This window comes from Actinacidiphila glaucinigra (assembly GCF_900188405.1).
Lineage (GTDB): Bacteria > Actinomycetota > Actinomycetes > Streptomycetales > Streptomycetaceae > Actinacidiphila > Actinacidiphila glaucinigra.
In genome coordinates, this window is sequence record NZ_FZOF01000008.1 from 88881 (window position 1) to 101209 (window position 12329).

Annotated in this window: 13 protein-coding genes; 1 reads left to right on the top strand and 12 read right to left on the bottom strand. The window is 72.5% G+C overall.

The features are described 5' to 3' along the window. Nucleotides 1-17: 17 nt before the first annotated feature. The 3 genes from smc to CHF15_RS18580 all read right to left on the bottom strand — a co-directional run bounded on the left by smc (nt 18) and on the right by CHF15_RS18580 (nt 4633). A complete protein-coding gene (gene smc, locus CHF15_RS18570) occupies nt 18-3575 on the bottom strand; it encodes a chromosome segregation protein SMC (protein ID WP_089224961.1) in 3558 nt (1185 codons plus the stop codon). 175 nt (nt 3576-3750) lie between these two features. After that, entirely contained in the window at nt 3751-3939 is a 189-nt protein-coding gene (locus tag CHF15_RS18575; RefSeq protein WP_018562974.1) for a hypothetical protein, read from the bottom strand. 412 nt (nt 3940-4351) lie between these two features. Beyond that, a complete protein-coding gene (locus CHF15_RS18580; RefSeq protein ID WP_089224962.1) occupies nt 4352-4633 on the bottom strand; it encodes an acylphosphatase in 282 nt (93 codons plus the stop codon). A 124-nt stretch (nt 4634-4757) separates the two neighbouring features. Here CHF15_RS18580 and CHF15_RS18585 point away from each other — a divergent pair, with 124 nt between their 5' ends. After that, nucleotides 4758-5666, top strand: a complete 909-nt coding sequence (locus CHF15_RS18585; protein WP_089224963.1) for a CAP domain-containing protein — start codon at nt 4758-4760, stop codon at nt 5664-5666. Nucleotides 5667-5822: 156 nt separating this feature from the next. On the opposite strand, the gene CHF15_RS18590 is transcribed toward CHF15_RS18585, so the two are convergent. The 9 genes from CHF15_RS18590 to CHF15_RS18630 form a co-directional block, all read right to left on the bottom strand. Then, on the bottom strand, nt 5823-6695 hold the full coding sequence (locus CHF15_RS18590; protein WP_220093306.1) for an aminoglycoside phosphotransferase family protein: 873 nt from the start codon (nt 6693-6695) through the stop codon (nt 5823-5825). Nucleotides 6696-6781: 86 nt separating this feature from the next. Continuing rightward, nucleotides 6782-7681: a bifunctional DNA-formamidopyrimidine glycosylase/DNA-(apurinic or apyrimidinic site) lyase gene (mutM, locus tag CHF15_RS18595; RefSeq protein ID WP_089224964.1), complete on the bottom strand. Its 900-nt coding sequence runs from the start codon at nt 7679-7681 to the stop codon at nt 6782-6784. Between the two features lie 94 nt (nt 7682-7775). Continuing rightward, complete coding sequence (rnc, locus tag CHF15_RS18600) at nt 7776-8525, bottom strand: ribonuclease III (RefSeq protein ID WP_089224965.1); 750 nt, start codon at nt 8523-8525, stop codon at nt 7776-7778. 19 nt (nt 8526-8544) lie between these two features. Beyond that, a complete protein-coding gene (rpmF, locus tag CHF15_RS18605) occupies nt 8545-8718 on the bottom strand; it encodes a 50S ribosomal protein L32 (protein WP_026251550.1) in 174 nt (57 codons plus the stop codon). Nucleotides 8719-8720: 2 nt separating this feature from the next. Continuing rightward, nucleotides 8721-9260 (bottom strand): YceD family protein, encoded by a 540-nt coding sequence (locus tag CHF15_RS18610; RefSeq protein ID WP_245938912.1) that lies wholly within the window; start codon nt 9258-9260, stop codon nt 8721-8723. Nucleotides 9261-9438: 178 nt separating this feature from the next. Beyond that, nucleotides 9439-10515 (bottom strand): ATP synthase F0 subunit B, encoded by a 1077-nt coding sequence (locus CHF15_RS18615; RefSeq protein ID WP_089224966.1) that lies wholly within the window; start codon nt 10513-10515, stop codon nt 9439-9441. Nucleotides 10516-10525: 10 nt separating this feature from the next. Beyond that, entirely contained in the window at nt 10526-11005 is a 480-nt protein-coding gene (gene coaD / locus CHF15_RS18620; RefSeq protein ID WP_220093307.1) for a pantetheine-phosphate adenylyltransferase, read from the bottom strand. A gap of 35 nt (nt 11006-11040) precedes the next feature. Beyond that, complete coding sequence (gene rsmD, locus CHF15_RS18625; protein WP_089224968.1) at nt 11041-11622, bottom strand: 16S rRNA (guanine(966)-N(2))-methyltransferase RsmD; 582 nt, start codon at nt 11620-11622, stop codon at nt 11041-11043. Nucleotides 11623-11690: 68 nt separating this feature from the next. Next, entirely contained in the window at nt 11691-12236 is a 546-nt protein-coding gene (locus tag CHF15_RS18630; RefSeq protein ID WP_089224969.1) for a helix-turn-helix domain-containing protein, read from the bottom strand. Nucleotides 12237-12329: the final 93 nt, after the last annotated feature.

A 12329-nucleotide genomic window follows, 5' to 3' on the forward strand; every position in this document is an offset into this window, starting at 1 on the left:
CGGCCCGGCCGGGCCGGTCAGGACTTGAGGCGCTGGCTGATGACCTTCGACACCCCGTCGCCCTGCATGGACACGCCGTACAGCGCGTCGGCGACCTCCATGGTCCGCTTCTGGTGGGTGATGACGATCAGCTGGGAGCTCTCCTGCAGCTCCCGCATGATGCCGATGAGCCGCTGCAGGTTGGTGTCGTCCAGCGCGGCCTCGACCTCGTCCATCACGTAGAACGGGCTCGGCCGGGCCTTGAAGATCGACACCAGCAGCGCCACCGCGGTCAGCGAGCGCTCGCCGCCCGACAGCAGCGACAACCGCTTGACCTTCTTGCCCGGCGGACGGGCCTCCACCTCCACACCGGTGGTGAGCATGTTCTCGGGGTCGGTGAGGATCAGCCGGCCGTCACCGCCGGGGAAGAGCCGGGAGAACACGCCCTCGAACTCCCGCGCGGTGTCGTGGTAGGCGGAGGTGAAGACCTGCTCGACCCGCTCGTCGACCTCCTTGATCACCTGGAGCAGGTCGGCCCGGGTCTTCCTCAGGTCCTCCAGCTGCTCCGAGAGGAACTTGTGCCGCTCCTCCAGCGCCGCGAACTCCTCCAGCGCCAGCGGGTTGACCTTGCCCAGCTGCTGGTATGCCTTCTCCGCCGCCTTCAGCCGCTTCTCCTGCTCGCCCCGGTGGTAGGGGCGCGGCTTGTTGCGCGGGTGCTCCGGGTCCTCCGGCAGCACCTCGCCCTCGGCGGGCGGGGACGGCGGCACGAGCTGGTCGGGTCCGTACTCCGCGACCAGGCCCGCGGGCTCGACGCCGTACTCCTCCAGCGCCTTGCCCTCCAGCTGCTCGGTCCTCATCCTCTTCTCCGCGCCGAGCACCTCACCCTTGTGGACGGAGTCGGTCAGCCGGTCCAGTTCGGACTTCAGCTCCCGGCCGCGGCGGCGCGCGGTGTCCAGTTCCGCCTCGCGCTCGGACTTGATCCGCTCGGCCGCTCCCCGCTCCTCGTCCGCACGCCCCAGCGAGACCTGGACGTACGCCAGCAGGCCCTGCGCGCCCTTCAGCACGGCGGAGGCGACCTGCGCCTCGTACTCCAGACGCGCCTTGCGGCGGGCGGCCCGCGCCCTGGCCTCGCGCTCGGCGCGGGCGGCGCGGTCCAGGCCGTCGGCGCGGCCGGCCAGGCCCTTGACCCGCTCCTCGTGGGTACGGACCTGGAGCCGCGCCTCCATCTCCGTCTGGCGGGCGTTGGCGCCGTCGGCGGCGAGCCGGTCGCGCACGGCCGTGTCCGGCTCCTCGTCGGCGGGGGCGGCCTCCGCCTCGCTCAGCCGGAAGGAGAGCTCCTCGAACTCCTCTATCGCGGCCGCCAGCGACTCCTCGGCGCGGCCCACGGCGGCGGCAGAACGTTCCGCCTCCCCCGCCGCGGCACGTGCCTGCCCACCCAGCCTGCCCAGCTGCTGGGCCACGGCCGACTTCTCCTTCTCCGCGGCCCGGCGACGCTGCGTCAGCTCGTCGACCACCCGGGCGGCGGCCGCCCTGCGTTCCCTGGCCGCGGCCTGCTCCTCCGCGAGCGCCTCGCAGCGACCGGCGAGTGCCTCCAGCTCCGCGGCGGCCTCGTCGACGGCGGCCTGGACCTCCAGCAGGCTGGGGGCGCCGGCCGAGCCGCCGTGGGCGAAGTGGGCGCCGAGGACGTCGCCTTCCGCGGTCACCGCGGTCAGCCGCGGATGGGCGGCGACCAGTGACTCGGCGTCGGCGAGGCTCTCCACGACGACGTAGCCCCGCAGCAGACGGCGCACGGCCGGAAGCAGTTCGTCGGGACCGCCGACGAGCGCGGCCGCCGCACGCGCGCCCGCGGGCACCTCGGCGGCCTGCTGCGGGACGGCGTCACCGGCGACGAGCAGCGCGGCGCGGCCCGCGTCGTCCTTGCGCAGCAGCCGCAGCGCCTCGGCGGCGGCGGAGGGACCGGAGACGGCCACGGCGTCGGCGGCGGCACCCAGCGCGGCGGCCACGGGCACCTCGTGGCCCGGTGCGACGGTGAGGAGTTCGGCGGCGGGGCCGAGCAGCCCGGACAGGCGGTCGCCCGCGGCGAGCAGGGCACCGGTGCCGTCCTTGCGGCGCAGGCCGAGGGCGAGGGCGTCGTGGCGCGCGGACAGGGCGGCACGCCGGCGTTCGGCGGCGGTGGCGGCCTCGCGGGCGGCGGAGTGGGCCTCGTCGGCACGGCCCTGCTCGTCCTTGGCGGCCTCGAGGCGCTCGTCGAGCTCGGAGTCGTCGGCGTCCAGGTCCTCGACCCGGGTGCGGAGTTCCTCGTACTCCTCCTGGGCGGACTCGGCGCGCTCCCGCGCCTCGTCGCGGGCGGCGGTCAGCCGGCCGATCTCGGCCTCGGCGGATCCGGCCTTGGAGCGGGCGGCGTTGACCTGACCCTGCAGCCGGGCCAGTCCCTCACGGCGGTCGGCGATGGCGCGGGCGGCGGCCTTGAGGGCCTTGTCCTCCTCCGCCAGGCGGCGTTCCAGTTCCGCGCGGTGGTCGACCGTGTCGTCCAGGGCGCGCTGGGCGGCCTCCAGTGCGTCGGTGAGCTCCGCCTCCTGCTCGCGGATACGGGCGGCCTCGCGTTCCATCTCCTCCGGGTCGCGGCCGCGCCGTTCCTCCGCGGGCTGCGCGGTGGCATGCCGTACGCGCTGCTCGGCCAGGCCGATGGTGCCGCGGACCCGCTCGGCCAGCTGGGACAGCCCGTACCAGGTGGCACGGGCGTCGGCGAGCCGCGGGGCGAGCTCCCTGACCTGCTCCTCCAGCCGCGCCTCTCGTTGTACGGCGGCCGCGAGGTCCGTCTCGACGGCGTCGCGGCGCTCCTTGAGCGCCGCCTCGTCGGCGACCTCGGCGCGCAGCGCCTCCCGCAGGGTGACCAGGTCGTCGGCGAGCAGCCGCAGCCGGGCGTCGCGCAGATCCGCCTGGATGACCACCGCCCGGCGCGCCACCTGCGCCTGCCGTCCCAGTGGCTTGAGCTGACGCCGCAGCTCACCGGTCAGGTCCTGGACGCGGGCCAGATTGGCCTGCATGGCGTCCAGCTTGCGCAGCGCCTTTTCCTTGCGCTTGCGGTGCTTGAGGACGCCGGCCGCCTCCTCGATGAAGGCGCGGCGGCCCATCGGGTCTGCGTGCAGGACCGAATCCAGCTGTCCCTGACCGACGATGACGTGCATTTCGCGGCCGATACCGGAGTCGGAGAGCAGTTCCTGGATGTCCAGCAACCGGCAGGTGTCGCCGTTGATCTGGTATTCGCTGCCGCCATTGCGGAACATGATCCGCGTGATGGTGACCTCGGCGTATTCGATCGGGAGAGCACCGTCGCCGTTGTCGATCGTGAGCGACACCTCGGCACGGCCGAGCGGCGGCCGCCCCGTCGTGCCGGCGAAGATGACGTCCTCCATCTTCCCGCCGCGCAGCGACTTGGCGCCCTGTTCGCCCATGACCCAGGACAGCGCGTCCACGACGTTGGACTTGCCGGAACCGTTCGGGCCGACGACGCAGGTGATTCCGGGTTCGAACCGCAGCGTCGTCGCCGAGGCGAATGACTTGAACCCGCGCAGGGTCAGGCTCTTGAGGTGCACGCCGTTGGACTCTACCTCCCGCTCTCGGTTTCACCGAGGAATGCGGGGGGCACATGCAATGCAAGGGCGGAGATCATGGGAGGGCAACGGGGCGGAAAACGACGAAGGGACGCCGGGGCGTCCCTTGCACATTCCCAGACGGAGTCGTTTCCACTTGATCGGCCGAAAGGCCGGATCAGGCGAGAACCGGCTCCGCGTGAGGTACGTCGACGAGCTCGCGCGAGGCGGCGGCCAGCGTGTCGTTCTCGGCCTGGATCCGTACGAGTTCGGTTTCCAGGTCCTGTACACGCTGCTGCAGCCTTCGCATCTCGGCGAGGAGTCGAGGGTCGGGGCCGCCGACGTAACCGAGAAGCGCCTTTGCCATGATGGATGGTCCTCCACGCTGAGTGACCGACCGGGGAGCGGTGTGGGTCGTTTGTGAGGGGTTGTAGGCACCCGCGCCGTGTGCGCCGAAGCTGCCCTTTGCCATGCCTACAGCTGCGGTGCGCGGGGCTTCCAGCGTCTCACCAAATGGTTGGACGGTCAACACGATCACAGCCCGCTCGTCGGGTACGCCTAAGAAAACACGGCGCGAGAGAGGCGCCGCGGGCGTCCCGCGTGGCTGGAGGACGGGGCCGTCGATCACTCCCCGAAGATCACCGCGTCCTCGATGTCGGCAGCCTTGCACGCGAGGCGCGAAATGGCAACCTCCTTGCCGCTCTTGCCAGGTGAGATTGCCGGCGATCTGTGACCTCGCCCCTCACCTGCGAGGACGGCGCGGTGCGCCGGGCGCCGGTTCAGCGGATCGCGAAGCCCTCGTAGCCGCCGCGCGGCTCGCCCCAGATCTCGGTGACGCCGTCGACGCGGCCGGGCGTGTCGCCGGTCCGCAGCGAGTCGAGCAGTCGGTCGCAGTGCGACCGGTCGCCTTCGGCCACGATCTGCACGCGTCCGTCCGAGAGATTGCTCACATAGCCGTCGAGCCCACCGATCTCCAGTGCGTTCACCCGCGTCCACCAGCGGAAACCCACTTGGTGTACTCGGCCTCGCACCCAGGCCGTGAGTCGGACAGCGTCGTTCATGGAAGCACGCTAACCCGCCAGTTGCACAGGGTTCACACCGGCCCCGCCTGTCTTTCGGTACAGTCGCGCCGCAACAGGACTCACCCGTTCGGGTGAACACCGTCGACATAAAGGACTGCACCGGATGGGCCGCCACAGCCGTACAGCCTCCGAGCCGGCGCCGTTCTCGGAGGCGCCGCGCCACCGCGGGCAGACCAACAGGGCCCGGCGGCGCAAGCAGAACCCGGTGCGCACCGGGCTGCTGGCCTCGTCCGCCGCGCTGGCCGTCGGCGCGATCGGCGTCTCCAGCGGGCTGCTGCCCTCGCCGGACGGTTCCGGCGGGTTCGCGTACCACGACGATGCCCCCGGTCAGGTCCAGGCCGCCGGGCTGCCGAACACCGCGAGCCCCCAGGACGTCGGCGCCGTGCCCGCCGACCGCGACACCTCGGCCCCCGCCAGCCGCGGCGACGCCCGTACGACCGCGCCCCCCGCGGCCCCGTCGGCGCCCGCGACCTCGGCGACGCCGACCCCCTCCGCCCCGGCCTCGGCCCCGGAGGAAAGCGCGACCACTCCCGCCGCGCCGCAGCCCTCGGCGTCCTCCACTCCCACCGACGTCCCGTCCCCGCCCGCGGCCACCCTCGTGCCGGGCGGCGACGAGGAGGTGCAGGACGGCGACCAGAGCGTCGTCGAGACCTCCGTCCTGGCCCTGGTGAACACCGTCCGGGCCACCGCCGGCTGCCAGCCGCTGCACTCCGACAAGAAGCTCTCCGAGCTCGCCTCCGACTTCAGCGCCGACATGGCCGCCCGGGGCTTCTTCGACCACTCCGACCCCGACGGCGACGACCCCTGGGACCGCGCCGCCCAGGCCGGCATCAAGAACCTCGGCGGCGAGAACATCGCCCGCGGCCAGGCCACCCCCGAGGAGGTCATGGACGCCTGGATGAACAGCGAGGGGCACCGCGCCAACATCCTCAACTGCGACTTCAAGAAGATCGGCGTCGGCGCCGTCCTCGGCGAGGGCGGCCCCTGGTGGACGCAGGACTTCGGCTACTGAGGCAGCCGCCGGCCGCCGGTGCCGCGTTGAACGGGGGCGGCTCCGGGGACGTAGAGGTGGGCGTGGCCGCACGCCGTCGGCCCGGATCGGGGCTGAGTGGGGTGGGGCGCGGTGGAGGAACCGACGGAGCCGGTGGTGAGGGGCACTCCCCCGGCGCTAGGGAGCGGTGAGCGCCGCCTCGATCGAGGAGCCGTGGCGCTCCAGCCAGACCTCGCGGCGTTTGATCTGGTCGCCGACCCCCTCGTGCCACATGCGGGCCCAGCCGCCGCCCTCGGTCTCGGCCATGCGTTTCATGGAGAACCACGCGCGGCGGGTCCGCAGCACGGCGACCTCCAGCAGGCGGCCGCGATCGGTGCCGGACATGCCGTACGCGTCGGCGAGCAGGCGGCAGCGGCGGGGGACGTCGACGTCGCGCAGGTGGGGGTCGGCGTCCGCGGGGTCGCCGATGGGGGCCCAGTAGAGCATCGCGTTGTGGATCTCCTCGACCCTGGGGACCGGCCTGGCCAGGTCGAAGTCGATGAGCGCGGCGGCCCGGCCGTCCCGGAAGACGATGTTGTCCGGCGTGAAGTCCATGTGCCCGATCACCTCGGCGGGATGGGCGGGCGCGGGAGGCGTCTCCGGGTGCGGGGCCGGGCCGGAAGGGGCCCGGACGCCGTCGGGCGGGGTGAAGCCGGCGGCCGCGTCGTCGTAGGCGCGGACCAGGCGGCCGACCGAGACGAGGCGGGCCTCGTCGGCGATCCAGGCCGGACGCGGACGTCCGGCGACCTCGCCCGTGACGTAGGTCAGCACCTCGCGGCCGGCCGCGTCGATGCCGAGGAGGCGCGGGGCGCCGGGGAATCCGACGTGCTCCAGGTGCCGGAGCAGGGCGTGCACCAGGGGGCTGTGCGCGCCGGTCGGGCGGCGGACCGTGTCACCGACGCGGACGACGCCCTCGGTCACGTCACCCCCGATCAGGGGGATCTCCGGCTGGGGCTCCGCGGTCTCGGCGTACGTGGCGGCGGGCGGGGAGGGTGGGCCGTCGAGAGGCATCCGCCCATTGTGCGCCGTACGGTCCCGTCCGCGCCGGGGGTTCACGGCGGCCCTGTCGTCACCGTTGCGACCACGGCCGCCGGCCGCTACGACGAGCGGACGGCGAGGGCGGTCGTGCCGGCCGGGCCGCGCGGCGGTCGCTGGCAGCGCGGGCAGAAGTAGCTCGAGCGGTTCATCCAAGGGCGGCGGCGGATCGGCGTGCCGCAGCGGCGGCAGGGCTCGTCCTCGCGGCCGTAGGCGTCCAGGGAGCGGTCGAAGTAGCCGGACTCCCCGTTGACGTTGACGTACAGGCTGTCGAAGCTCGTGCCGCCGGCGGCGAGGGCGTCGGTCATGACCTCGCGGATGTGGGTGAGCAGCTCGGTGGTGACCGGCCGGGTCAGGGTCGCGGTCGGCCGCTCGTAGTGCAGCCTGGTGCGCCACAGCGCCTCGTCGGCGTAGATGTTGCCGACCCCGCTGATCAGGGACTGGTCCAGCAGTGCCCGCTTGATCGTGGTGCGGCGGCGGCGCAGCGCGGTGTGGAAGGCCGCGTCGTCGAAGCGGGGGTCGAGCGGGTCGCGGGCGATGTGCGACAGGGGGACCGGCAGCCGCTCGGGGTCGCCGGGCACGCACTCGTGCAGCGACAGGCCGCCGAAGGTGCGCTGGTCGACGAAGCGCAGCTCCGTCCCGAGATCGTCCTCGAAGCGGATCCGGATCCGCAGGTGGGCCTCGGCCGGCGCGTCCTCCGGCTGGACGAGGAGCTGGCCGCTCATGCCGAGGTGACCGAGGAGGGCCAGCGGGGAGTCGTGGAGCGGCAGCCACAGATACTTGCCGCGGCGCAGGGCGGGGCCGAAGGTCTGCGCCTCCAGCCGGGCGGCGAAGTCCGCGCCGCCGGCGAGGTGGCGGCGCACGGAACGGGCGTGCAGCACCTCGGCCCGGGCGACCGTGCGCCCGCTCACCCAGCGGTCCAGGCCGCGGCGTACGACTTCGACCTCGGGCAGCTCCGGCACTCGGGGCGCTCCTCTCGGACGGCGGTTCCCCGCCCGGGGAACCGCAAGGCCCGCCCGGGCGGCCTCGGGGGCCGGCCGGACGGGCCTGACGGGTTCAGCCGGCGACAGCGCCGTTCGCGTCGCGCTTGGCGCGGATGTCGCGCCACGCCGACTCGGCGGCCTGCTGCTCTGCTTCCTTCTTGCTGCGGCCGGTGCCGGTGCCGTACTCGACACCACCGACGCGGGCGGCAGCCGTGAAGGTCTTCTCGTGGTCGGGTCCGGTCTCGGAGACCACGTACTCCGGGACACCGAGGCCCTCGCCCGCGGTGAGTTCCTGGAGGCTGGTCTTCCAGTCCAGTCCCGCACCGAGGTTGGACGACTTCTCGATCAGCGGATCGAAGAGCCGGTGCACCAGCTCCGACGCGGCGTCCAGGCCCTGGTCCAGGTAGACCGCGCCGATCACCGCCTCGAGGGTGTCCGCGAGGATCGACGCCTTGTCCCGGCCGCCCGTGCCCTCTTCGCCCCGGCCGAGGCGGACGAAGCTGCCCAGGTCGAGGCCGCGGCCGACATCGGCCAGGGCCCGGGAGTTGACCACCGCGGCCCGCAGCTTGGCGAGCGTGCCCTCCGGAAGGTCCGGGTGGGTGCGGTAGAGCGTGTCCGTGACCACCAGGCCGAGCACGGAGTCCCCGAGGAACTCCAGGCGCTCGTTGGTGGGCAGACCACCGTTCTCGTACGCGTACGAGCGGTGGGTCAGCGCACGCACCAGAAGGGCGGGTTCGAGTGTGTACCCGAGCCGCCCTTCCAGAACCGCGGGGGACGAGGCTGCCCTACCGGCGTCCGTCGACGTTGCGCCGTCTGACGACATGGAGCCCCTCACCCGCCGATCAGACCTCGAGGACCTGACGACGGTTGTAGGTGCCGCAGCTCGGGCACGCGATGTGCTGCTGCTTCGGCTCGTGGCAGCGCTCGCACGCCACCAGGCTCACGGGCGCAGCCTTCCACTGCGAACGGCGGTGGCGCGTGTTGCTGCGCGACATCTTCCGCTTGGGAACAGCCACGGCTACTTCTCCTGGTTCTCGTCGGCGCCGTCCTCGGCACCGCTCAGCTGGATTTCCTGCAGGGCCGCCCAACGGATGTCGGTGACCTCGTGGTGGTGGTCCGGGTCGTCCGCCAGCCGTACCCCGCAATCGGGGCACAAGCCGGAACAGTCGTCCTGGCACACCGGCTGCAGCGGCAGTTCGAGAACCACCGCGTCCCGCAGCACGGGCTCGAGGTCGAACAGGTCGCCCTCGAGGAAGAGAGTGTCCTCCTCCTCGGCGTCGTCACCGGCGTCGGCGGCACCTTGGTGCCCACCGGTCCGGGTGTCGGCGTCGGGGTAGGAGTACAACTCCTGGAAGTCCGTCTCGAGCTCGCGCTCGACCGGCTCCAGACACCTTACGCACTCCCCCGAGAGCGGTGCGCGGGCGGTGCCCGTGACGAGCACCCCCTCCATCACCGACTCCAGGCGGAGGTCCAGCGTGATCTCCGCGCCCTCGCGGACACCGATGACCTCGATGCCCATGTCCTTGGGGGCCGGCACCGAACGGGAGACCTTCTTCATCGCCCCAGGACGACGACCCAGCTCGTGCGTGTCGAACACGAGCGGGTTGCGGTGGTCGAGGCGGGTGTCCAGGGCTCCTGCTTTCTTCGGTTCGGCGCGTGCCCTCCGGTGCGACGGCGGGCACGCCAAAGCGCCGGGGATCACACGGCTGAGGGATCAGGATACCGGTCCCCCGGGCTCAGCCCAAACCGCGCTCCTGCTCCAGCTCCCGCAGCCGGTTCAGGTCGATCATGCTGGTGTCGAAGAAGCTCGTCTCGTCCAGCGCCGCGCCCTGGCCCTGCTGGTGCTGCTGCGGCATGTACTGCTGTTGCTGCTCGTAGCCGGTCTGCTGCGGCTGCTGCCAGCCGTAGTTCGGGTCGTAGTAGGCCTGCTGCGGCTGCGCGGCGTACGGGTCGGCGTACTGGCCCTGCTGCTGGTAGGGGTCGGGCTGCTGGACCTGCTGCTGGTACGGGTCGGGCTGCTGGTAGCCGTAGTCGGGCTGCTGCACGGCGTTCGGGTCGTACTGGTAGTCGCCGGGGGCCACGGGGGCGGCCAAGCCCGCGAGGTACTCGGCGTCGGACTGCCCGGGGACATGGCCCTCGCCGTCCGTGTCGTGGGCCAGGCCGGCGCCGAGCTCGTCGACGGGGCGGTGGCCGGTCAGCTTCAGGCGGCCCCGTCCGACGGCCTCCAGGGTCTTGCTGAGGACCGCCTCGAAGGCGCCCAGCTTGGCGTCCACGTACTCGTCGGCGCGGCGGCGCAGCGTCTCGGGGTCGCCGCTGCGCTCCGGCGCGTCGTCGTCCTCGTACGGGTAGCCGTTCTCGTCGAGCGCCGGGCCGTGGCCCAGCAGCTTCTCGCGGCCGCGGTCCACCGAGCCGATGGTCTTGGTCAGCACGACCTCGAAGTTGGCGAGCTTGCTGTCGACGTAGTCGTCGGCCTCGGCCCGGATCTCGGTGGCCTCGCGCTGCGCCTCCGTGACGATGCGCTCGGCCTCCTGCTGGGAGCGGCGGGCGATCTCGGTGTCGGAGATCAGCGAACCGCGTTCCGCGTGCGCGGCCCCGATGATCCGGTCGGCCTCGGCCCGGGCCTCCTCGACCATCTGCTCCCGCCCGCCCAGCAGCTGCTGGGCCTGGGAGAGCGAGTCGGGCAGCGCCGACCGCACGTCTTCGAGCATGTCGAGCAGCTCGGCACGGTTGACCACGCAGGAGGCCGACATCGGCATGGACCGGGCGGCCTCCACGGCGGCCACGATCTCGTCGAGCTTCTTCTGGACGTCCACGTCCCAGACTCTACTGCTGCGCGAGCTTCTTCTTGAGGGCCTCCAGCACGACGGGGGGCAGCAAGTGGGCGACGTCGCCGCCCCATTGCGCCACCTCCTTGACGAGGCTGGAGGACAGGAAGCTGTAGGTGGGGTTGGTGGGGACGAACAGGGTCTCCACACCGGACAACCCGTTGTTCATCTGGGCCATCTGCAGCTCGTAGTCGAAGTCGCTTACCGCGCGCAGGCCCTTCACGATGGCGGGGATGTCGCGCTGCTTGCAGAAGTCCACCAGGAGGCCGTGGAAGGCCTCCACGCGCACGTTTCCGTACTCTGCGGTGACCTCCTCGATGAGGGCGATGCGCTCCTCGATCGAGAAGAGGCCCTGCTTCGACTTGTTGATCATCACGGCCACGTACACCTCGTCGTACAGGCGCGAGGCGCGGGCGATGATGTCGAGGTGTCCATTGGTGACGGGGTCGAAGGACCCGGGACAGACTGCGCGGCGCAACGGTGACTCCTCGCTCTGAGGGTTCTGCGGGTGGCTCATGACGCGTCGGCGACGTCGGCGGCGCGACCGTACCAAAGCGTCCCTTCGCCGTACCGACGGGCCCTGATCCCTTCGTACCCCTCGGGCCAGCGGAATTCCCCGCCTCGGGTACTCCTCTCCACGGTGGCGACGGCATCCGCGTCGAGCCACCCCCGCGTGCGGAGTGTGAGCAGGATCTCGCGCAGCTCGTCGTCCGTGACGGCGTACGGCGGGTCCAGGAACACCAGGTCGTACGGTTCCGCCGGGGGCTCTCCCGCGATCACCTTCTCGGCCTTGCCGGCCCGCACCTCGGCGCCGGGCATCCCGAGGACGCGGACGTTCTCCCGGATGACCCGGGCGGCCCGCGGGTCGGACTCGACCAGCAGCACGCGCGCCGCACCGCGCGACAGCGCCTCCAGTCCGACGGCGCCCGATCCCCCGTACAGGTCGATCACCCGCGCCCCGTGCAGGGCGCCGCGCAGCGACTCCCAGGTGGAGAACAGCCCCTCCTTCGCGCGGTCCGAGGTGGGTCGGGTTCCGTTGCCCGGCGGCACGGCCAGGCGGCGGCCACCGGCGGCTCCGGCGATCACGCGGGTCATCTTCGGCTCACTCGTCTCGTGGGCGGGGAACGGCGCCTGCGCGGCGCCGCTCCCCCACGATACGTAGGTCAGTCCCGGCCCTGCTCGCCCCCGGCCTCCGGCAGGGCGGAGCCCGGCACGCCTCCCACGAGCGCCGGCGAGGCGTAGCGCGACCAGGACAGGCAGCCGTCGGGCGGGCAGTGCTCGGGGCGGCGCGGGTCGTGACCGAGCTCACGCAGCTTCGTCCGGACGGAGTCGGGCGTGCGGCCGAAGCGCGCGGCTATGCGGGCGATGGACTCGCCGTCGTGGAACCGGCGGAGCAGTTCCTCCTCGTGCTGCGGCACCCAGGGCGCGCCGTGCCCCGGGAACAGCTCGCGCAGCACGTCGCGGTCGGGGATGGGCTCGGACACGTCGGCCACGAGCGCGAGGGCGCGCAGGGCGCGGTTGAGGGCGATGCGCAGGGACGGGACGTCGGTCAGCGGCAGCGTGAGCGTGCCGGAGGCGAGGAGGGTGTCCGGGTCGTCCTCGGACCAGCCGGCCAGGGTCAGGGTGACGGTGGTGTCGTCGTCGCTGGAGAGCTCGATCCGGAAGACCTTCTCACCGAGCGGCAGTTCGTTGAGATGACGGAACGACATGAAATCAGCCCCCAAAGGTCCAACTACGCCGATTCCCGAGCGGATCGGCGCGGACTGTGTCCATTCTCCCAGGGGGCACTGACAATGACGGCC